This window comes from Aliiroseovarius sp. PTFE2010 (assembly GCF_049943335.1).
GTDB lineage: Bacteria > Pseudomonadota > Alphaproteobacteria > Rhodobacterales > Rhodobacteraceae > JBNFVY01.
The window spans coordinates 64,993-83,916 of the sequence record NZ_JBNFVY010000006.1; the positions used below are offsets into that span (position 1 = coordinate 64,993).

At 62.2% G+C, this 18,924-nt stretch carries 17 protein-coding genes; 10 read left to right on the forward strand and 7 right to left on the reverse strand.

Annotation, left to right across the window (positions count from 1 at the left end):
* Window positions 1–87 precede the first annotated feature (87 nt).
* From ACP2AV_RS10685 to ACP2AV_RS10710, 6 genes are read left to right on the forward strand one after another with little or no spacing between them, the layout of a single operon-like run.
* Entirely contained in the window at window positions 88–1,503 is a 1,416-nt protein-coding gene (locus ACP2AV_RS10685; protein ID WP_426372700.1) for an acetate--CoA ligase family protein, read from the forward strand.
* Window positions 1,500–2,171, forward strand: coding sequence for an acetate--CoA ligase family protein (locus tag ACP2AV_RS10690; protein ID WP_426372701.1), 672 nt, complete (start codon window positions 1,500–1,502; stop codon window positions 2,169–2,171). Before ACP2AV_RS10685 ends, ACP2AV_RS10690 begins: the two co-directional genes overlap by 4 nt.
* Window positions 2,168–2,668 carry a MaoC/PaaZ C-terminal domain-containing protein gene (locus ACP2AV_RS10695; protein ID WP_426372702.1) on the forward strand — a complete coding sequence of 167 codons (501 nt, stop codon included), beginning with the start codon at window positions 2,168–2,170 and terminating at the stop codon, window positions 2,666–2,668. The genes ACP2AV_RS10690 and ACP2AV_RS10695 overlap by 4 nt, the downstream gene beginning before the upstream one ends.
* Window positions 2,665–3,807 (forward strand): acyl-CoA dehydrogenase family protein, encoded by a 1,143-nt coding sequence (locus ACP2AV_RS10700; RefSeq protein ID WP_426372703.1) that lies wholly within the window; start codon window positions 2,665–2,667, stop codon window positions 3,805–3,807. Before ACP2AV_RS10695 ends, ACP2AV_RS10700 begins: the two co-directional genes overlap by 4 nt.
* A 46-nt stretch (window positions 3,808–3,853) precedes the next feature.
* Window positions 3,854–5,026 (forward strand): acetyl-CoA acetyltransferase, encoded by a 1,173-nt coding sequence (locus ACP2AV_RS10705; protein ID WP_426372704.1) that lies wholly within the window; start codon window positions 3,854–3,856, stop codon window positions 5,024–5,026.
* Window positions 5,027–5,030: 4 nt separating this feature from the next.
* Window positions 5,031–5,435, forward strand: a complete 405-nt coding sequence (locus ACP2AV_RS10710) for a Zn-ribbon domain-containing OB-fold protein (RefSeq protein ID WP_426372705.1) — start codon at window positions 5,031–5,033, stop codon at window positions 5,433–5,435.
* A gap of 91 nt (window positions 5,436–5,526) precedes the next feature.
* Here ACP2AV_RS10710 and ACP2AV_RS10715 read toward each other — a convergent pair whose 3' ends face one another.
* From ACP2AV_RS10715 to ACP2AV_RS10735, 5 genes are all read right to left on the reverse strand, one after another.
* A complete protein-coding gene (locus tag ACP2AV_RS10715; protein ID WP_426372706.1) occupies window positions 5,527–7,470 on the reverse strand; it encodes a TRAP transporter permease in 1,944 nt (647 codons plus the stop codon).
* Between the two features lie 82 nt (window positions 7,471–7,552).
* The gene (locus ACP2AV_RS10720; RefSeq protein WP_426372707.1) at window positions 7,553–8,524 is read right to left on the reverse strand and encodes a TAXI family TRAP transporter solute-binding subunit; all 972 of its coding nucleotides are present in this window, start codon (window positions 8,522–8,524) and stop codon (window positions 7,553–7,555) included.
* 43 nt (window positions 8,525–8,567) lie between these two features.
* Window positions 8,568–9,335: a hypothetical protein gene (locus ACP2AV_RS10725; protein ID WP_426372708.1), complete on the reverse strand. Its 768-nt coding sequence runs from the start codon at window positions 9,333–9,335 to the stop codon at window positions 8,568–8,570.
* Entirely contained in the window at window positions 9,332–10,270 is a 939-nt protein-coding gene (locus tag ACP2AV_RS10730) for a CoA transferase subunit A (RefSeq protein ID WP_426372709.1), read from the reverse strand. The genes ACP2AV_RS10725 and ACP2AV_RS10730 overlap by 4 nt, the downstream gene beginning before the upstream one ends.
* 172 nt (window positions 10,271–10,442) lie before the next feature.
* On the reverse strand, window positions 10,443–11,852 hold the full coding sequence (locus ACP2AV_RS10735) for a hypothetical protein (RefSeq protein ID WP_426372710.1): 1,410 nt from the start codon (window positions 11,850–11,852) through the stop codon (window positions 10,443–10,445).
* A gap of 524 nt (window positions 11,853–12,376) precedes the next feature.
* Between ACP2AV_RS10735 and ACP2AV_RS10740 the strand changes: the two genes are divergently transcribed.
* Genes ACP2AV_RS10740 through ACP2AV_RS10750 form a run of 3 tightly spaced genes read left to right on the forward strand, consistent with a single transcriptional unit; the run spans window position 12,377 to window position 16,010 of the window.
* Window positions 12,377–13,807 carry an MmgE/PrpD family protein gene (locus ACP2AV_RS10740; RefSeq protein WP_426372711.1) on the forward strand — a complete coding sequence of 477 codons (1,431 nt, stop codon included), beginning with the start codon at window positions 12,377–12,379 and terminating at the stop codon, window positions 13,805–13,807.
* Window positions 13,807–14,865 (forward strand): acyl-CoA dehydrogenase family protein, encoded by a 1,059-nt coding sequence (locus ACP2AV_RS10745; RefSeq protein ID WP_426372712.1) that lies wholly within the window; start codon window positions 13,807–13,809, stop codon window positions 14,863–14,865. The genes ACP2AV_RS10740 and ACP2AV_RS10745 overlap by 1 nt, the downstream gene beginning before the upstream one ends.
* On the forward strand, window positions 14,862–16,010 hold the full coding sequence (locus tag ACP2AV_RS10750) for an acyl-CoA dehydrogenase family protein (protein WP_426372713.1): 1,149 nt from the start codon (window positions 14,862–14,864) through the stop codon (window positions 16,008–16,010). Before ACP2AV_RS10745 ends, ACP2AV_RS10750 begins: the two co-directional genes overlap by 4 nt.
* 55 nt (window positions 16,011–16,065) lie before the next feature.
* Here the strand turns inward: ACP2AV_RS10750 and ACP2AV_RS10755 are convergent, their stop codons facing one another.
* Together ACP2AV_RS10755 and ACP2AV_RS10760 are read right to left on the reverse strand one after the other, a co-directional pair.
* Window positions 16,066–16,893, reverse strand: coding sequence for an IclR family transcriptional regulator (locus ACP2AV_RS10755; RefSeq protein ID WP_426372714.1), 828 nt, complete (start codon window positions 16,891–16,893; stop codon window positions 16,066–16,068).
* A 98-nt stretch (window positions 16,894–16,991) separates the two neighbouring features.
* The gene (locus ACP2AV_RS10760) at window positions 16,992–17,474 is read right to left on the reverse strand and encodes a MaoC family dehydratase (protein WP_426372715.1); all 483 of its coding nucleotides are present in this window, start codon (window positions 17,472–17,474) and stop codon (window positions 16,992–16,994) included.
* Window positions 17,475–17,797: 323 nt separating this feature from the next.
* Here ACP2AV_RS10760 and ACP2AV_RS10765 point away from each other — a divergent pair, with 323 nt between their 5' ends.
* A complete protein-coding gene (locus ACP2AV_RS10765; protein ID WP_426372716.1) occupies window positions 17,798–18,910 on the forward strand; it encodes an acyl-CoA dehydrogenase family protein in 1,113 nt (370 codons plus the stop codon).
* Window positions 18,911–18,924: the final 14 nt, after the last annotated feature.

Genomic DNA, 18,924 nt, shown 5'->3' on the forward strand with positions numbered 1-18,924 from the left:
TCGGAACCGAAATCAATTGCGAGAATAATCGAACAACCGTTAGATCGCCAAAACAAGCAGAGATTTTTTCACTTGACGGAGGAAAGCATGGCGGACCCAAACTCGAATCGAGCGGCAGCAAGCCGGCCTTCGGTTGCCGAGGCATTGGACGGTTTGTTCGATCCCCGCACCATCGCGGTGGTCGGGGCGTCCCGCACCAAGGGCAAGTTGGGACAGGCCGTGATGGCCCTGCTGAAGAGCAACGGCTACAGCGGCACAATCATCCCGGTGAACCCTTCAGGCGGCGAGATCGAAGGCTTGCCGGCGGTGCGCAGTCTGGAAGAGATTGACGGCCCGATCGACGTGGTCGTTCTGGCAACCCCGGTCAGTGTCGCACTGGACGCTCTGGAAACCTGCACGCGGCTCGACGTGAAGGTCGTGGTCGGGGTGACCTCGGGTTTTTCAGAAGCCGGGGACGATGGGCATGAAAATGAAATGCGGCTGCGCAGGGTGATGCAGGACGCGCCCTTTCGCCTGATCGGGCCGAACTGCGAAGGCGTGGTGCGCCCGGCCTCGGATCTGCAACTGACCTTCAGCCCGATGTTCAACGGCCTTCGCCCCGGTCCGGTCGCCATGATTTCCCAGTCCGGCGCGCTTGGAGGCCTTATGGCGTTGCGTCTGGGCGAACGCGGCGTGGGGATCAATGCCATCGTGTCCAGCGGCAACGAGACCGATCTGACCGCCGCAGATCTGCTCGACTATCTGGGCAACGACCCGCAGACGCGCGTGGTTCTGTGCTACGTCGAAGAACTGCGCGACGGGCGTCGGTTCGCCGAAGCGGCCCAACGCCTGACAAAGGCGGGAAAGCATGTCGTGGCGGTCAAGGGCGGGCGCAGCCGCGCCGGATCGCGCGCGGTCCAATCGCATACCGGCGCGATGGCCGGGGACGATCGGGTGATCAGCGCGGTGTTTCGCGAAACCGGGGTTATCCGCGCGCGGGAATCCGTGGCTGCCGTTGATGCTGTAACGGCCCTCGCAGCGGGGCGGCAGCCTGCCGGGAACCGGGTCGGTATCATCTCTGTCACCGGCGGGCTTGGCGTCGAAATGACCGATCTGGCCGAGAGCGCCGGCTTCGAGGTTCCGGTCCTGGACGAGGCGACGCAAACCGCGCTGTCGCGCTATGTGCCGTTCTACGGGTCGGTCGCAAACCCGGTCGATCTGACCGGCGTGGTTCTGGCGAATCCCACGTATGTCGGCCGCTGTCTCCAGGCCGTTGCCGCCGATCCGGGCGTGGATATCGCCATCGCAATTATCACATTTGTGCCGGATCAGCAGTTCATCGAAGCCTTGGCCGAGGCATTCGACAGCACTGACAAGCCGGTCCTGATCGTCTGGACCGGTGCAGCGCGCAGCAATGCATCGGGCGAGGCCCTGCGCGAGCGGGCTGTTCCGGTCTATGATTCGCCCGCGCGGGCGGCGTCGGGCCTTGCCGCACTGGCCGCCACAACAGGAGAAGTGGCATGACCCCGAGGGAAACACTGGAAAACTGGCACCGCGCCGGGCGCAAGGTAGTCCATGAGGCGGACGCGAAGGACCTGCTGCAACGGATGGGCGTGCCGGTGCCAAAACGCAACCCCGCCGAAGGGCGCTGCGTCGCCAAGCTGTGTCACGACGACTATCCGCATAAGTCCGATCATGGTCTCGTCCGATTGGGCCTGTCGCCCGACGAGGCGAAACAGGCCGCCGCCGAAATGGCGCAACGGTTTGCGGGCGGCACAGCGCTGATCGAAGAAATGGAAGAAGGGTCGGTGGCCGAATGGATCATCGGCTGCAAACGCGACGACACGTTCGGGCCGATCGTTCTGGCCGGTCCCGGCGGCATTCTGGTGGAACTGATCGATGCGGCCGAAATCCGGCTTGCCCCTGCGTGCCTGCAAACCGCCGAGGCGATGGTGCGCTCGGGTCCGGGGGCGCGGTTGCTGACGGGATTGCGCGGCGCCGAGCCGGCCGACCGGGATGCGCTGGCAGACCTGATTTCACGCATATCTGTTTTCTTCGCCGAAAACGCCGATCTGATCTCGGAAATTGAAATCAACCCTGTGATGGTTCGGGCCGACGGGAAAGGACTGGCCGCGGCCGATGCCTTGATCGTGCTGACACCCAACGCGGACCAACAGGAGAATTTCACGTGATACGTCACCCATTCGGAGAGTTGTCACTGGGCCAGACCGGCGTATCCAGCGGGCGGACGATGACGGAAACCGATGTCGTCAACTTCTGCATGCTGACCGGGAACTGGCTGGAACTGCATTCCAACATCGAGCATGCCAAAGAAGCGATCTACGGCCAGCGCCTTGTTCAGGGCAGCCTGGTGTTTTCCATCGTCAACGCGATGATCCCCTTCGACAGCTCCGTTCTCGCCGCCTTTTATGGCTGCGACAAGCTGCGCTTTCTGCGGCCCACATTCATCAACGACACGCTCTGGGCGCGCGTCGAAATCATCAATCTGAAAGACCACGACGAAAAGCACGGCGTCGTGACCAGCAAGCTGGAAGGCATCAACCAACGCGACGAAACGGTCCTGCGCTGCGAATTCAGTCTTCTGATCCGCAAGACGCGTCTGGACCGGCCCGGAGAGCCCGCCAAGATCCGCGCCGCGCACGAAAAAATACACGGAGAGAACGCATGAACTTTCTGACACCCGAACAAGAGATGTGGCGCCAAACCGTCGAGCGTTTCGTCGACGAAGAGATTGGCCGCGACTACATCCGTAAATGCGACCGCGAGCGCGAATACCCCTATGAGGCCTATGAAAAAGTGGCCAAGCAGGGCTGGCTGGGCATTCTGTTTTCCGAAGAAAGCGGCGGGCTTGGCGGCGACATCATGGACTATGCCCTGATGTGCGAAGGGCTGGCCAAATACGGCTTCGACTTCTCGACCGGTCTGATGGTGGCCACTTTCACCGCGATGAACGTCGAAAAATTTGGCACGCCCGAGCAGAAAGAGCGGTACATCCAGCCGTTCCTGGATGGCGACATCCGTTTTTCGATTTCAATTTCCGAACCGGGCGCGGGATCGGATGCGGCATCGACCAAGACCCGCGCGCGGCGCGACGGCGACGGCTGGGTCGTCAACGGGCAGAAACTGTGGTGCTCGGGGGCGAAGGCTGACAATGCGATCCTTGCGATGCTGACCCGGACCGATCCCGATGCGCCCAAGCACAAGGGGCTTTCGGTCTTCCTGATCCCCAACGACACCGAAGGGCTCGATATTCGCAAGCTGCCGACAATGGCGCGCCGCGCGACCGGCACCACCGAGATATTCGTCGACGATGTGAAACTGCCCCCCGAAGCGCTGCTGGGCACGGAAAACGACGGCTGGAAGATCATCACCGACCATCTGGAACTGGAACGTGTGGCCGTCGCCGCCGCCTATGTTGGCAATGCCCAGACAGCGGTCGACGATGCGCTGCGCTACGCCCATGACCGGATCCAGTTCGACAGGCCGATCTTCGACTTTCAGGTCATCCGCCACATGCTGGCCGACATGCAGACCCAGGTCGACGCAGCGCGCTTGCTGGTCTATCGCGCCGCCAGCATGGCCGCGGCCAAAACGCCCTGTATGCGCGAAGTGTCGATGGCGAAACTCTATGCCTCAGAAACCCTGCAAACAGTCACACGCAACGGAATGCAGATCCTCGGTGGCCATTCCATGTTGCCAGAGGCGGACATGGAACGGTATTTCCGCGAAGGGATGCAGAGCACCATCGGTGGCGGGACGTCGCAGATTCAGCGTACGCTCATCGCCAAGACCATGCGTCCGAGCTGACATTGGGGCCGCATCGCAACGACGGGACAAGAAGGAGAAAGAACCCATGAAGAATGCACGCGATCCGGTGATCGTCGGCCTTGCCGATGCACCTATCGAGGACGGAAAATTTGTTACAAAGGCGTCAGTCCTGGGCCATGCCGCATTGGTGGCAAAGGCCGCCGTCGAAGAAGCCGGACTGAAACTGAGCGATGTTGACGGTCTTCTGACCGCCGGCATGTGGGGCGTACCGGGCCCGGGGCAACTGCCCACGGTGACGCTGGGCGAATATCTGGGCATCATGCCGACCTTCGTCGACGGCACCAATATCGGCGGCTCTGCGTTCGAGGCGCATGTCGCCCACGCTGCAATGGCGCTGCGCGAAGGCTATTGCGAAGTGGCGCTGATCGTCTACAGCTCGGACCAGAAATCCCTGCGCAGCCGCAATCTGGGCGGGCGCCCTTCGGTTCTGTCGATGCAGCACGAAACGCCCTACGGGATGCCGACGCCAGTGGGCGGCTACGCGATGGCGGCGCAGCGTCACATGCACGAATATGGCACCACGTCCGAAAACCTGGCCGAAATCGCCGTTGCCACCCGCAAATGGGCGCAGATGAACCCTGCCGCAACGCGGCGCGATCCGCTGTCCATCGACGATGTCATGTCCAGCACGATGATCTCAGAGCCACTGCACCTGCTCGATTGCTGCCTTGTCACTGACGGCGCGGGCGCCATCGTGATGACCACCGCTGAACGGGCCAAGGATCTCAAGACCGAACCTGTCGCCGTCAAGGGATATGGCGAAGCGCACACCCACTGGGCCATCGGCGAAATGCCCGACCTTGCCCGCCTGCTGCCCGCGCAGAAGGCCGGCGAAAATGCAATGAAAATGGCAGGGGTCAGCCACGCCGATATTGACGTGGTCGAGGTCTATGACAGCTTTACCATCACGGTTCTGCTGACGCTCGAAGCGCTCGGCTTTTGCGAAATCGGCGAAGGCGGCGCTTTCGTGTCCGGCCAGCGCACGGCGCCCGGTGGCGCCTTTCCGATGAACACCAATGGCGGCGGCCTGTCCGCGCTGCATCCGGGCATGTACGGCATGTTCCTGCTGATCGAGGCCAGCCGACAATTGCGCGGCGACTGCGGCGAACGGCAAGTCAAGGGCGCCGAAACCGCGCTGGTGCATGGCACGGGGGGCACGCTGTCCTCTGGCGCGACCGTAATTTTGCAGAAGGACTGATCCGATGAGCATTGAAAAACCGCTTCCGGTGATCGACCACGACAGCGCGCCCTATTGGGAGGCCGCGCACGAAGGCCGCCTTGACATCCCGCTCTGCGGCGATTGCGGCAAGCATCATTTCTATCCACGCGCGATCTGCCCGTATTGCCATTCCGACAACCTGAGTTTCGATACGGTCAGCGGGCGCGGCGAGGTGCATACCTTTACCATCGCCCGCCGCCCCGCAGGCCCGGCCTTTGCCGATGACGTGCCTTACGTGGTGGCGTTGATCGAACTGGAGGAAGGCCCCCGAATGATGAGCCGGATCCAGACGGATGACCCTGAAAAAGTGTATATTGGGGCCAAGGTCGAGGTCACCTTCGTGAAGGCCTCGGACGAAATCAGCTTTCCCTATTTCAAGCTGACCTGACGCAAAGGGGCCCCGGCCCCACCTGACGCTTATTGAAGGGCCGCCGCGGATCGTTCGCGGCGGCCCTTCTTTTGTGTGAAAAGGCCGGGCGTCACCCGGCGCCGAGTGTCTGCCGCTCGCCGCGAAGAAACCGCCATACCAATAGCGCCGCAAGGGCCATTCCGCCCACGACGTCGGCCATCGGCGCGGCATAGAACAGCAGCGCAGCGACGGACAGGAACAGGACGCGGCCGATGGGCGGTATCTTTCCGCGGAACCAACCGCTCATGCCGACGCTGACAGCAAAGACCGCTGCGCTGGCCACGCCCAGGTCCAGAACGATCTGTCCTGCCCCACCCTGCGCCAGAATGCCCGGCCGAAATACAAACAGAAACGGCACCACATAAACCGCGCCGGCCAGACTCAGCGCGCGGCCCGCCACTTTCCAGAAGCTGGCCCCGGCCAACGCGGCCGCCGCATAGACGCTGGCACAGACCGGTGGCGTGATGGCCGACAAAATTGCGTAGTAGAAGACGAACAGGTGCGCCGTCATTTCCGGCAGCCCCAGCCGCACGAGGCTGGGTGCAGCCACCGCCGCCGCCAGAACGTAAGAGGCCGTGGTCGGCACATCCATGCCCAGCACAATTGATAGCACGGCCGCCAGCAGCAAGGCGACGATCAGGCCTTGGTCGGACACGGAAAAGAGCAGGTTCGAGATTTTCACCCCTGCGCCCGTGGCAGTCAAAACCTTGACGACAATGGCCGCGCAAGCCAGCAACGCGGCGATCATCACCAGCGCCCTGCCCGCTTCGACCATCCCGCCGTATACATCGCGCGCCAAGCCAGCCCAACAGTCCCGCAGGCTTTCGCCGCGGGCCTTGCTCCCGAAAGGCCGAACCACCAGGCACGCCAGGACCAGCACGATGATCGATGCGGCACCGGCAAAGCTTGGGGTATACCCCTGGAACAGGAAATAGATCACCGTCGCGATGGGCAGGAACAATGGGATGGCCTTGTCGGGCGCCAGGAAATCCGCCGGGTTGGGCATTTCGTTCCTGGGCGTAGGCTGAAGGTTCGTGCGCCGTGCATAGAGATCCACCCCCAGCCATATCGCGAGGTAGTAGAGAAACGCCGGGCCGATCGCCGCAACGGCAATCTGGGTATAAGGGATATTCAGAAACTCGGCCATGATGAAGGCGCCCGCCCCCATCACAGGTGGGGTCAGTTGACCGGCCGAAGATGCGACGGCTTCGACCGCGCCGGCAAAGGCCGGCGGATAGCGCAGGCGCTTCATGGTGGGAATGGTGATGGACCCGGTCGCCATGACGTTGGCCACCGCCGATCCGGTGACCGTCCCGAACATCGCCGAGGACAGGGCGCAGACCTTGGCCGGACCACCAAATGTGCGCCCGGCGATCCATGTGGCCATCTTCATGAACACATCGGTGGCCCCGGTGGACAGCAGTAGGGCGCCCAAGAGTACATAGATCGTGATGACCCGCGCGCCCACGTCCGCAAGATATCCAAAAATACCGGTGGTCGAACTATAGAAGGTTTCGACAGCCGTGCGCGCCGACACGCGCGGCGGGCGCCAGCCGCCATCAATCACATCGTACCCAAAGTAATAATAGAGCACGGTTATCAGCGCCAACAAGGGCAGGAACCAGCCAATCACCCGCCGCGCCGCTTCCAGCGTCAGCAGCACGGCCAGCAGTCCGGCGGTCTTGTCCATCGGGCCGTAGCGCACCATGATGTCAGAAAAACGATCCCGATTGAGGATCACATAAAGACACACGGCGAACGCCAACAGCCCCAGCGCGATGTCGATGGTGCGCCCCAGGACGCTTCGCCCCCCGGTTTGCGACGCCCGCGCGGCATAAAGGAAAAACGCGCCGCCCAGACCGAAGCCCACAAAGATCGGCCGCTGGACCAGCGGTTCGAACTGTCCAAACAGGGCATTGTAGAAATGAAGCGCGACAAATGCCGCGAACAACGCACCGAGCGCCTGCGCGCCGCGCCGCTCCCAGGGCGTGGAACTGTTCGATGTCAGTACCATGATCTCTCCCGAAACGGCAGGGCGCGCGCGGCGCCCTGCGTGACCGGTCCCAGCGACCGGTCTGACCTTCTGCGCTTAAAGTTCAGCCGCCAGCGGCTTCTTTCCAGTAACGCACCGCGCCCGGATGATAGGCGATACCGGCGTCCATCGTCGCAAGGGCGTCGGCGGCAATGTCGTAGTCCCCCAGTTGCGGCCAAGCCTCGACCAGCAACTCCATATTCTGGTGAATGCTGCGGGCGATGCCATACGCCGTATCGTCATCCATTACGCCGGTGCGGGTCAGAAAGAAGACGTTGAGCTTGGGTACCCGGATTGCCTCGGAATCCGCGATCAGCCCTTCGGGCAGGGTCGTAAAACCGACACCCTCCATCGCGTCCTTCGCGGCCGTCTCTTCTTCTTGGGTGAACCCGAGTAGCCGCATCTTGGTGCTGGTCATCAACTCTTGCAGGGTCGAGTCCACAGAATTGGCCGCGCCGTATTTGCTGTACCCGACGAGTTGCCTGTTCTTGATGCCTTCCACCGCGTCACCCACGGCGCCATGCACGAGATTGGCATCGACGTCGAACATCGACAGCACGTTGGTTGTCAGGGTTTCGGCGGCCGACCCCCGGATGCCGGGATTGAATTTCTTTCCGGCCAGTTCCCTGAGCGTGGTCACGCCAGAATCCTCGGTGACGGCGATCAACAGGACCGATGCGCTGTAGGGATAAAGCGCAACCGTGTCAGGAATAGCGTGGCCTTCGAATTTGCCGGTTCCATTGCGCGCAGAAATCAGAATATCGGTTGTGGCAAGTCCGAGATCGATTTCGTCCCGCGCAAGACGCAGGACATTGTCCACGCTGGCGCCGGTTTCGATCACGTTGACAGTGGCATCTTCCAAGCCGGACTCGATCGCCTTGCTCATCGCGACCGAGATCGTAAAGTGGCTGGACGTCGGGCTTGTGGTGCCCATGGTAAGATCCTTGGCGGAAACAACCCCGGCCACAAGCGTGGCACTCAGGGCTGCTGCGCTACCCAGTGCCGCCCTTTTTGCGATCATATTACGTTTGAACATGTCTACCTCCCAGTCGTTGTTCAACGATTTTGACACCCGCGCTTCAGGCGCGCAGAGTGCCGGATTTGTCGACCCGCTCTCGCAGGACGCTCAGTTCCTGCTGTGTTGGCGGCGGTGTCTGCGGCACATCCCCCGTGATGTTCAAATCGAATCCTGTGTGGCGCTGAACCTCTTTGGCCGTATTGCCCGCGTGAACGGATTTCAGCCGCATTCGCAGCGTCGTCTTGTCGAAATCCAACACCGCGCGCGGTGTCACCACCAGGCGCGGTCCTTCATTGACCAGGCCAGCGGCCCGTTTCGCCTCGGGTCCGGAAAGATGTCCGGGTATGGTGATAAAATCGACGGTCTCGACGAAATTTCGCGCCGTGTGGACGGTTGGACAAATGTAAAACCGTGTAGACGTATGGCAGTACGACAAATTGGCCGCCCCCGGCCCGCGCATCCTGGGCGCGTGCAACGTTCCGCCGACATGATGCAAGTTGATGTTGCCGTACACATCGTGCTGCAACCCGCTGTGAAAGAAAAAATCCAGCCCGTGATGGCTGTGGCCGAACAGCTCGATGAACGTTTCAGCGGCCTCGCATCGGCCCAAGGCACGGTCGTCCAGCATTGACGGATAGAGACGTCCCGGCTCGGGGTTGAAGAACATCTCGCCGCCGATTGTCAGGTTGGGTGCGTGCAGTTCGCGCGCCAGTGCGATTGCCGCCATCGGCACCAGGGCCGCAGCCCCCGCCGCGCCCAATTCGCCATCGGCCAGGTCGCGGGCCAGCACGACAACCATCTGTTCAAGTGGGGAAACCGCCGCGCTCATTCTTTTCGCGCCTCCGGTTTGAGCCGGGCAAGTGCGTCTGCGCCCCCGACCGCTTTGATATAATCTTCTTGGCTTTTCGGCCCGGTCACATGGCGCGCGATATAGGCGTCCAGACCCGTGCGGTCGCCAGTCCGGGCAGCATCGCCCAGATCGGCGTAGGCGTCGATATGTTCTTCATCCATCGCATAGTTGGGAAAGCTTGCGGTCGGGTGCGCGCCATAGGGCAGCTCAACCACGGCATCGATATAATGGGAAGGCACCGTGACCCGCGCGGGATCGTCCAGAACGACCTCGTCGGGCACGATCCTGTCCACACTGGCAATGACCATGTCCGAGGCGCGCGCCATCAACTGATCGGCGTAGACCATCGTGCTGAGATGGCGCAGGTTGCCCCAGCGATCCGCTTCTTGCGCGTGCAAGAATGTGACGCGGGGCCGGATCGGTCCGACGGCATGAATACGGCGCCCCGAAAAAGGGCAGTCGATTTCGCGCAAGAGGGGATTGTGTTTCAATACGTCCGACCCGCGCAGCGCGTCGATTGGCTGGAACGGCACACCATGGGCCGACGCCATAAGCCCACCAACCACGGTCAGCGCATCCAGCGCATGGGCGGTCACCTGCCCAGACTCGACCGCGCTTCGGAAATTGGGGCACAGGCGGTTTTCCAGCGTGACGCCAGGAATGAACACTTGTTCAACTGCGCCTGCCGCGATCATCAGGTCGATGTCATACCCCGCGCCGGGCGAGGAATAGACATGCAGGCCCTCGGCGCCCGCGGCCAGCAACCCGCGCACCAATGCGACCGGCCGGCCCTGTTTGAACAGCCCGCCGAGACAAAGTTCGGGGCGTTCTTCCAACGCACCTTTTGCCATGAGCGCCGCGTCTTGCAGGCCCGTAATCTTGCTGCGACGTGTTGGTTTCGTTTGGCCGTCCATCGTTTGGCTTACTGCTCCGATGCATACTATTTTCGGCAGATCGCTGAGGGATTTGCGCAAGCCAACTCTACTGAACGGCACGCGATCCAGCACCTTCGCGCAGGCGCAAAGCCTGATCGAACACATATGTGCGAATGCTCGCTACTGGGCCGTGAAAGGGAATTGAGACCGCTCAGAGCAGCCCTGTCGCGACACCGCCGCCAACGATGAGCGTGATGAGCAGGATACTGACAAGCCCAAATATGCCGTTCCAGCGCACACCGATTGTCATCGGCCGTTCCCCCACGATAGACGACGCATATACGACAGCCGTGATGGCCGGGCCCATACAGATGATGCTGCTCCAGCCGCCAGCCAACGCAAGACCCAGCGCAAGCGGCGACAAGCCATCAACGCCGACGCGGTTGACCACTTCTGCCAGCAGCACCACCGAGATCATCGGGTGCACCCCCAGCAGCCCGGTCAGGAACACCGTCATGATCAAAAGCACAACGGTCAAGACTGGCCGCACGGCAATCCAACCAAGGTGATCCGCGATCCATTCGACCGGAACAACTTCGAGCGCAACAAGTCCGATGAACCCAGCCGAAGCAATAACGCTCATTTCGGTTGCAAAGCCGGGTGCCTGTGTCACGAACCGGCGCGACATGTCGCCAATGCTGCCAATGCCGCGGCGCAGGCCCGCCCAGAGAAACGCGTAAATCGGAACAATGGTGATCAGGACGGTCTGAAAACTGTATTCCGTCGCCCTGTCCAGTGCCACGACCGTTACCCCCAGAACAAGGACATGACCGGCGACGACCACGGCGGACCAGTGGGCCCAGCTTGGCAAATCCCCGGTCAGGGCCGGGGCCCGGCCGCGCGACGAGGGCGGGCGCCACCATTCCACCGTGTCGAACAGCCATCCCAGTAGAAACAACACCCCGGCCAGCGCAATGCCATAGGGGGCCAGATGCGCCCATTCGAGCCCCGGAATAGTGAGAATCATCAGGTTGAGCGCAATCCCGAACGGCGTCCAGAAAGCGATTGATGAAAACCCGCGCATACAGGCGCTCACCATGCGCCGCTTGCGGGCCTGGTACACGAAGTCGTCCATTTCATGGCGATGCGACTCGAGCCCTTTCATGATGACTTCAAGCATCACGCCCAGTCCGCCAAGGTTCAAAAGAACGCCGAACAGGTGGCCCCCTGCACCCAGCGAAGCGTAGCGGCGGGTCGGGGGCTGAAGCGTCAGGAATTCGCCGGCAACCGCAACAACCGGATCCTGGGTCGCCGCGATGCGCAGGAAGGCGACGGCTGTCAGCAGCGCGGCCAGGAACACAACGCGCCCCGCCGCTTCGATAAAGATGTGTGTTTCTACCCCCTTGGCCAGCGCCGCAACGGCTATGGCGGCCGAAAAGAACAGCAGCACCCATCCAACGCGCGCAATGTAGCGCGATGAGATAGCCAGATAGATCGCAAACAGGGGCACAGCCACGATAGCGGCACCGTTGAATTGAAAGAATCCCTGCGCAATGGCGCCGCCAAGGCAACACAGCAGACAGACAGCGGCGATCCCGTTGCGCGTACCGAAACGTCTCAAGGCGTCACTGGCAGATATCCGCCCCTACTCTTGCGCAGGCGACCCATCTGTATGCAAACCGACGAGAGCAGCCGCGAATACGATGCCCGTGACCCCGTGTCGTCTGTTGCGTCGTGATCGGCGGCGACGCGCAATGCGTTGCCCTTACCATGGCAAAGTCGGCACGCCAGACTGCTCGGCAAAGCCGAGCCCCCCGTTTCCAGGTGTTTGCGGATATGTCGTCTGACGGATAATGACACAGCGGTGCCTCGACTTGTCTCTTTGCGCTGGCGCGCTTTACTTTTCGGCTTTTCAGGCCGAAACCCTCACCCACGATTGCCTTTGCGTTATCCGTGGCTTTCCCGGTCAAGTCCAGTCCCCGACCGGCATAGGTACAGATGAAGGGTCTCATTCCAGAATGTCCAGCGGCCGCAAGGATCACAACGCGAAGCGCCTACTCCAACACATATGTGCGAAAGGGTAGTGCCGAGTGTTGATAGCGCCTTCCAATTTGGGGCAATATGCAGCCTCAGCGAGGATACCACATGATCGGTGATTTTACCGCCCGTTTGACGCAGTTCGTCGCCGCGCCGCATCGGCTGAGCGAGGCAGACGCCGAACAGGCCGCACTTTGCGTCGAGGACACCGTAGCCGTCATCTATGCCGGGTGGCACGAACCGGTGGTGCGCCAACTTGCGGCACTCGACGGGGACAACCCGGCAACGCCAGAGGGGGCGTTCGAAAACGGGGGCGTCGAACGCGCCACGTTCCTGACCGCGGTCGCGGGTCACGCGCTCGACTTTGACGATGTCCACACGATCAGCGTCACGCATCCCAGCGTGGTGTTGGTGCCTGCACTGCTGGCCATGGCGCATGCGCGCCCAGACACGGCCGGGCGCGTTGCGTCTGCGCTTGCGGTGGGAACGGCGGTGAATGTCGCTCTGGGCCAGGTTCTTGGCTTTGCTCACTACGACAAGGGCTGGCACGCCACATCGACCATCGGGCCTCTGGCGGCTGCGGCAGCGGTCGCGCATCAGCTCGACCTCGACGAAGGCGCCATAGGAAACGCCGTGTCTCTGGCGGCGTCGCTTGCCGGAGGATTGCAGGCCAATTTCGGCACGATGGCGAAACCGATCCAGGCCGGCAACGCCGCCCTATTCGGGTTGCGCGCTGCCCGCATGGCCGAGGCCGGCATCACCGGCGCCCCCGATATTTTTGCACCGCGCGGCTTTTTCGATCTTTATTCAGGCGCGGACGGTGTGAATGGTGACCCGGCAGAGGTGGAACCGCGGATCGTTCTGAGCACGGTGTCCCGCAAGCTGTACCCGTGCTGCTATCTCACGCACAGGATGATTGCCGCCGGGCGACATCTTTATACTGGACGCGGCGGCGAAGCAGTGCCCGACGGGTCGGTGATCGAAATGACGGTGCCCGAGGGCGTCATGCTGCCGCTCCACGTCACCGACCCCAAAGATGGAATGCAAGCCAAGTTCTGCGCGGCCTATACCCTTGCCGTGGCGTTGCACCAAGGCCAAGTCGTGCTCGCCGATTTCGAAGGCGACAATCCGCACCGCCCGGCAGTGCGCCGTCTGATGGACATGGTGGCCATCGAAACCACACCCGACCCAAGGCACGAACGCACTGGGGTGGATCACGGCACCGTCCATGTCCGCCTTCGCAAAGGCAACGCAACCCTGTCCGAAATTTCGGTCGCCGCGCATCCCGGGTCACCCTCGGACCCGGCGACGCCTGCCGAAATCGGGGACAAGATTGCCGATTGTCTTCAGAAATACCGCAGGGACGGCGGCGTGCCGCCCGCTGCCGGGGCGTTCCGTCAGGATCTGCGCGCCCGGTTGCATCTGCCACAACTGCGCGGCGCGATGCCTGACGGGGAAGAAGCATCCCAAGCGCTGCAAGATAAACCAGAACACGGCACATCAGCCGCCAACCTAGCAACGTCTGAAAGGACCACCTGATGGAATCGATGATCCATGATATGGCCGAGCGGCTATTCCGCGACCATGTCACCCACCGCCTGCGCGAGGACGCCGCCGGCGGGCAATGCCCCGACGCCCTGTGGACGCGCATCGAAGAGGCCGGGCTGGCCATGGCGCTGGTCCCCGAAGCTGCGGGCGGTTTCGGCGTACCCGCTGCCGAAGCGCTGGGGCTGGTGCGCATTGCCGGGGCACATGCCCTGCCCCTGCCACTGGCCGAAACCCTTATTGCCAACGCGGTGCTGGCGGGCGCGGGTCTGGCCCTGCCAGGTGGCAGGCTGACCATCGCCGAGGGCACGGCGCTGCAGCTGGAACGGCGCGGCACGGCAATACATGCAAGCGGCCACCTGACGCTGGTGCCCTTTGCCCGCTGGGCGGACCGGATCGTGACCATTGCCGAACTGGATGGGGCTGAACACGTCCTGTCCCTGCCGGTGAAGGATCTGACTGTCACCGCAGCGCAGGATCTGGCCGGGATGCCGCGCGACGACGCCGACGTTGATCTTGTGCTGACAGGGGACGATCTGGCCCCCCTGCCCCGGTCGATGGGCGGGATGCGCGGGCTTGGCGCACTGATCCGCAGTCTGGCAACCGCCGGCGCGATGGAGGCGATCCTGGAAATGAGCGTTCAATACGCGAACGACCGGGTGCAGTTTGGGCGGCCAATCGGCAAGTTTCAGGCGATCCAGCACAATCTGGCAACCATGGCCGGGGAAACCGCTGCCTCGCGTACCGCGGCCGAAATGGCCGCCGACAGCTATGACACATCAGCCTTCGCGCTGACCGTTGCCGCCGCCAAGAGCCGCGCGGGGGAAGCCGCGGAAACGGTCGGGGCACTGGCCCACCAGATTCATGGGGCCATCGGGTATACCCAGGAACATGCGCTGCACCATTTCACAAAACGGATCTGGAGCTGGCGCGACGAGTTCGGCACCGAACTTGACTGGACACAGGAACTGGGACAGGCCGCACTGTCGAGCCCCCACGACACCTTCTGGCACTTCATCACTGACAGCACAGCACAAGGCGCAACGGCATGACACTCACCGCGTTTCCTTCACCCCCGCCCGGCGCCGACTATGACGATCTGCGGCAAGAGGTCCGTGCGTTTCTAGCCGAAGAATTGGCCGATTTCCCGCCCGAAAAACGCGCAGAGTCGTGGAATGGGTTCAGCCGTGACTTTTCACGCAAGCTGGCGCAACGCGGCTGGGTCGGCATGACTTTTCCCAAAGAATACGGCGGCCACGCGCGCAGCGCACTGGAACGCTATGTCGTGTCCGAAGAACTGCTGGCTGCCGGTGCGCCGGTCATTTCGCACTGGATCGCCGATCGTCAGAGCGGCCCGCTGATTCTTGCCAAGGGCACCGAAGAGCAGAAACGCGCGATCGTACCGCGCATCGCCGCGGGCGAGCTGTGTTTCTGCATCGGGATGAGCGAACCGGATTCCGGCTCGGACCTTGCGGCCACGCGCACCGTCGCCACCGAGGTTGAAGGTGGGTTCCGGGTCAATGGCACCAAGGTCTGGACGACCTATGCGCATGTGGCCGATTACATGATCCTGTTCTGCCGCACCGGCAAGAGCGATGACCGCCACGGCGGGATGAGCCAGTTTCTGATCGATCTCAAGGCCACCGAGAACATTCAAATCAGCCCGATCATCGATCTGGGCGGCGAACATCATTTCAACCAGGTGATCTTCGACAACACCTTCCTGCCGTCCGACGCCCTTCTGGGGGAAAAAGGCGAAGGTTGGTCCCAGGTCATGAGCGAACTGGCCTTCGAACGCAGCGGGCCGGAACGGTTCCTTTCGTCCTTTGCCCTGATCGAGGAACTGATCCGCTTGCTGCGCCAGGACGCCACCGAAGCGCAGCAGGCCGAAATCGGCCGCCTGTCCGCGCATCTGATGGTGCTGCGGCAGATGTCACGCTCGGTCGCCGGGATGCTGAACGAAGGCAAGAACCCATCACTGCAGGCCGCCATCGTCAAGGATCTGGGCGCGCTCTATGAACAGGATATCCCGCGTCTGGCCCGCAGTCTTGTATCGCGTCCGGCCGTGCCCGGGGGGCGCGACAGCTATGCGGCAGTTCTGGCCTATACCGAACTTGCGGTGCCGTCATTTTCGCTACGCGGCGGCACCCGCGAAATTTTACGTGGTATCATCGCGCGCGGGCTGGGACTGAGATAAGTTCATCGTGTGCGCTAAAGGTGCGCGCTAAAGAAAACCGGGGAACCGCACGCGCCTAGTGCAGGGCGGTTCCTTTCAGGCCCGAACGATAGCCAAGTGCCCTGGACAGCCGTTCAGCGCCCGTCTTGGCCGCGGCCACGTACTGCTTTTTGTTTCGGTTGGCGCGTTCCAAGGGGGCGCCAATCACCAAGGCGCCCGCCAGGTGGCCGTCGGCGCGAAAGACGGGAACCCCGAAACCCGCGGCATCGACATGCGCCGTTCCGGCCGTACTGGCATAACCGGTTTTGCGGATCTGTGATATCAGGAGCCGCAGTTCTTTTTCGTCGGTGATCGAATTGGGCGTAAGCGGCGTCAATTCGGTGCGCCGAAAGTAATCATCCAGGTCCTGCGGCGTTTCATAGGCCAACATGACCAACCCCGATGCCGAACAGAACAATGGCCGGTTGATCCCCATCTGGGCGACGTACCGGACCGGCTGCGGGCTTTCGACGACCGCTGAATAAACGACATTTCCGCCATCGCGCACCGCGAACAGGACGGTCTCTCCGGTCTGGGCGACCATGTCGCTCATCACCGCGCGCAGGGCGGATTCGAACGGGTGATTGGTCAGGATCGACTGGGCGAACTGAAAGATCCTCGGGCCGAGAAAGTAATTGTCTTCCTCGCGCATCAGGTACCCCTTCTCGGTGAGAGGGCGAAGAAGCACCAGCAAACTGCTCTTGGGACAATCAATCGCGCTACTGAGTTCCGACAGCGACATGCGCTGGTCGCTACGTGCCAACAAATCGAAGAGCGCAAGGATGCGCGTCAGCGACCGTGGCCCACCCGATGTGGCGCCGGCAGCCTCAGCTCGGTCAGATTGCGCGGTTTTCATAATCAACATCTCCAGTTTCGCGATCCGACCGGGTACTAGCAAAACCAAGGCTGCAGTCCAGCGCTAATCGGCCTGGAAAGAATGGCCAGGACGCATCCGAAACTGGTTTACTTCACACTTGGCTCGCCATCCGTTGTGCGTGCCTTGATCATCCGCAACGGCGTGTATTCCAACACCTGCTCTCCTGTTTGCTTGAACACCTTGTTCCGGGTCCGGACCAGGCCGCGGTTCGGCCGGCTCTTCGAGCGGCGCGACTCGATCACCTCAACCTCACAATGGATGGTGTCGCCGGCAAACGTGGGCCCCATGACCTTGAGTTCCATGTCCAAGAAGGCAAAGCCTGTGTGTTGCATTGTGGCTTGGGTCAAGAGCCCTTCCATAAAGGTATAGACCAGCGCGCCCGGCGCGGCAAAACCGGGCATATTGGATTCCTTTTCGCGAAAATCACTATTGATGAACAAGACCTCAAGCATGCCGGTGACGCTGACAAAATTCGTGATGTCGGTGTCGGTCACGGTGCGGCCAATGGTCCGAAACTTGCGCCCCACGGGCAAATCTTCATAGCAAAACCCCAGCCCTACAGTTTCCATGACGCGCAATTCCCTTGGTCAGTCCAATTTTCAGCGAGGGTTCGGCCATACCTATCGGGCGATCCGAACATGCCCCGGTCTTTACAGGTTAGGGGGCGGGCGCGACGGGAATCAATTGACGGGCCCTTTTTTGCGGCTCTCGCGGCGATTGAGCACATTCATGATGAATCACGCCTTGCGGTCCAATGGCGATTTTGCCGGTGCCATTTCACATATGTGGTTTTGCGCAACGAGTCCCCAATAGCATTTGGGACGGGCCGACCGGCGATCTACCCTTACCAAGATGGGCAGGCGATGCCCATGACCTAGAGGAGGGGTCCAGCATGAATTTCGGTTTCTCCGAAGAGCAGGATGCCATACGCGACACGCTGGCACGATTACTGAGCGATCACGCCACTCTCGCGGTTGGGCATGAGCGTCTCGATACTGGCGAAGGGTTCGATACCGCAACATGGGCCGCGTTGGCCGATGGCGGGTGGCTTGGCCTTGCCATGCCCGAAGAAGACGGAGGCTCGGCCATGGGGGCCGTTGAGCTGGCAATTGTCGCCGAAGAAATCGGCCGCAGCCTGGCCGCCGTCCCTTTTGCCCCGGTTCTCAGCCTGGCCATCCCGGCGCTCCAGACCATGGGTACGCAAAGCCAAAGGAAACAGCTTTTGCCCGGGATCGCGCAAGGCCGCGTGATCGTTGCCGCCGCGCTTGCTGAAGGTGGGGGGCTGGCACCGGACAAGGTATCGGCAAAGGTGGTGCAGGATCGCCTGTCGGGACGAAAATCGCCGGTTTCCTTCGCAGCCGATGCGGCACATGCGCTGGTCGCTGCGATGGACGAAGGCGGCACCGCGCGCCTCTACCTCGCGGATCTTTCCGACCCGTCGGTGACGATCAATGCGCTGGACCCGATCGATCGCACCCGCCCCGCGGGCGAGATCGTCTTTGACAACACGCCGGTCGAATTGCTGCCCGGCTCTGATCCCGAAGCGATCCGGGCCCTGCTGGACGGTGCTGCAGTGCTGGCGGCGTTCGAACAGATCGGCCTGGCCGAGCGCGCGCTTTCCATGACCACGGCCTATGCTGGCGAGCGGCGGGCGTTTGGACGTCCGATCGGCAGCTTTCAAGCGGTCAAGCACCGGCTCGCGGACATGTTCGCCAAGATCGAACTGGCGCGATCCAACGCCTTCTTCGGCGCCTGGGCGCTGGCGAGCAGAGACAACCGCCTGGGCGAAGCGGCCGCCGTGGCGCGCCTAACGGCACTTGATGCGGTGCAGTTCACGACCGAGGAATCGATACAACTTCATGGCGGTATCGGATTCACCTGGGCCGCCGACCCGCATTTGTTTCTGCGGCGAGGCTGGCAGTTAAAGGCGGAACTCGGCCCGACCGATCTATGGCGCGAACGGCTGCTTGGGGATCTGACAGACGCCCCACAGGCCGCAAGCTGACAAGGGAACTGGAC

Coding starts and splice junctions, on each gene's coding strand:
- ACP2AV_RS10685 (WP_426372700.1), top strand. CDS start 88: ATGGCGGACCCAAACTCGAATCGAGCGGCAGCAAGCCGGCCTTCGGTT.
- ACP2AV_RS10690 (WP_426372701.1), top strand. CDS start 1,500: ATGACCCCGAGGGAAACACTGGAAAACTGGCACCGCGCCGGGCGCAAG.
- ACP2AV_RS10700 (WP_426372703.1), top strand. CDS start 2,665: ATGAACTTTCTGACACCCGAACAAGAGATGTGGCGCCAAACCGTCGAG.
- ACP2AV_RS10705 (WP_426372704.1), top strand. CDS start 3,854: ATGAAGAATGCACGCGATCCGGTGATCGTCGGCCTTGCCGATGCACCT.
- ACP2AV_RS10710 (WP_426372705.1), top strand. CDS start 5,031: ATGAGCATTGAAAAACCGCTTCCGGTGATCGACCACGACAGCGCGCCC.
- ACP2AV_RS10715 (WP_426372706.1), bottom strand. CDS start 7,470: ATGGTACTGACATCGAACAGTTCCACGCCCTGGGAGCGGCGCGGCGCG.
- ACP2AV_RS10720 (WP_426372707.1), bottom strand. CDS start 8,524: ATGTTCAAACGTAATATGATCGCAAAAAGGGCGGCACTGGGTAGCGCA.
- ACP2AV_RS10725 (WP_426372708.1), bottom strand. CDS start 9,335: ATGAGCGCGGCGGTTTCCCCACTTGAACAGATGGTTGTCGTGCTGGCC.
- ACP2AV_RS10730 (WP_426372709.1), bottom strand. CDS start 10,270: ATGGACGGCCAAACGAAACCAACACGTCGCAGCAAGATTACGGGCCTG.
- ACP2AV_RS10740 (WP_426372711.1), top strand. CDS start 12,377: ATGATCGGTGATTTTACCGCCCGTTTGACGCAGTTCGTCGCCGCGCCG.
- ACP2AV_RS10745 (WP_426372712.1), top strand. CDS start 13,807: ATGGAATCGATGATCCATGATATGGCCGAGCGGCTATTCCGCGACCAT.
- ACP2AV_RS10750 (WP_426372713.1), top strand. CDS start 14,862: ATGACACTCACCGCGTTTCCTTCACCCCCGCCCGGCGCCGACTATGAC.
- ACP2AV_RS10755 (WP_426372714.1), bottom strand. CDS start 16,893: ATGTTGATTATGAAAACCGCGCAATCTGACCGAGCTGAGGCTGCCGGC.
- ACP2AV_RS10760 (WP_426372715.1), bottom strand. CDS start 17,474: ATGGAAACTGTAGGGCTGGGGTTTTGCTATGAAGATTTGCCCGTGGGG.
- ACP2AV_RS10765 (WP_426372716.1), top strand. CDS start 17,798: ATGAATTTCGGTTTCTCCGAAGAGCAGGATGCCATACGCGACACGCTG.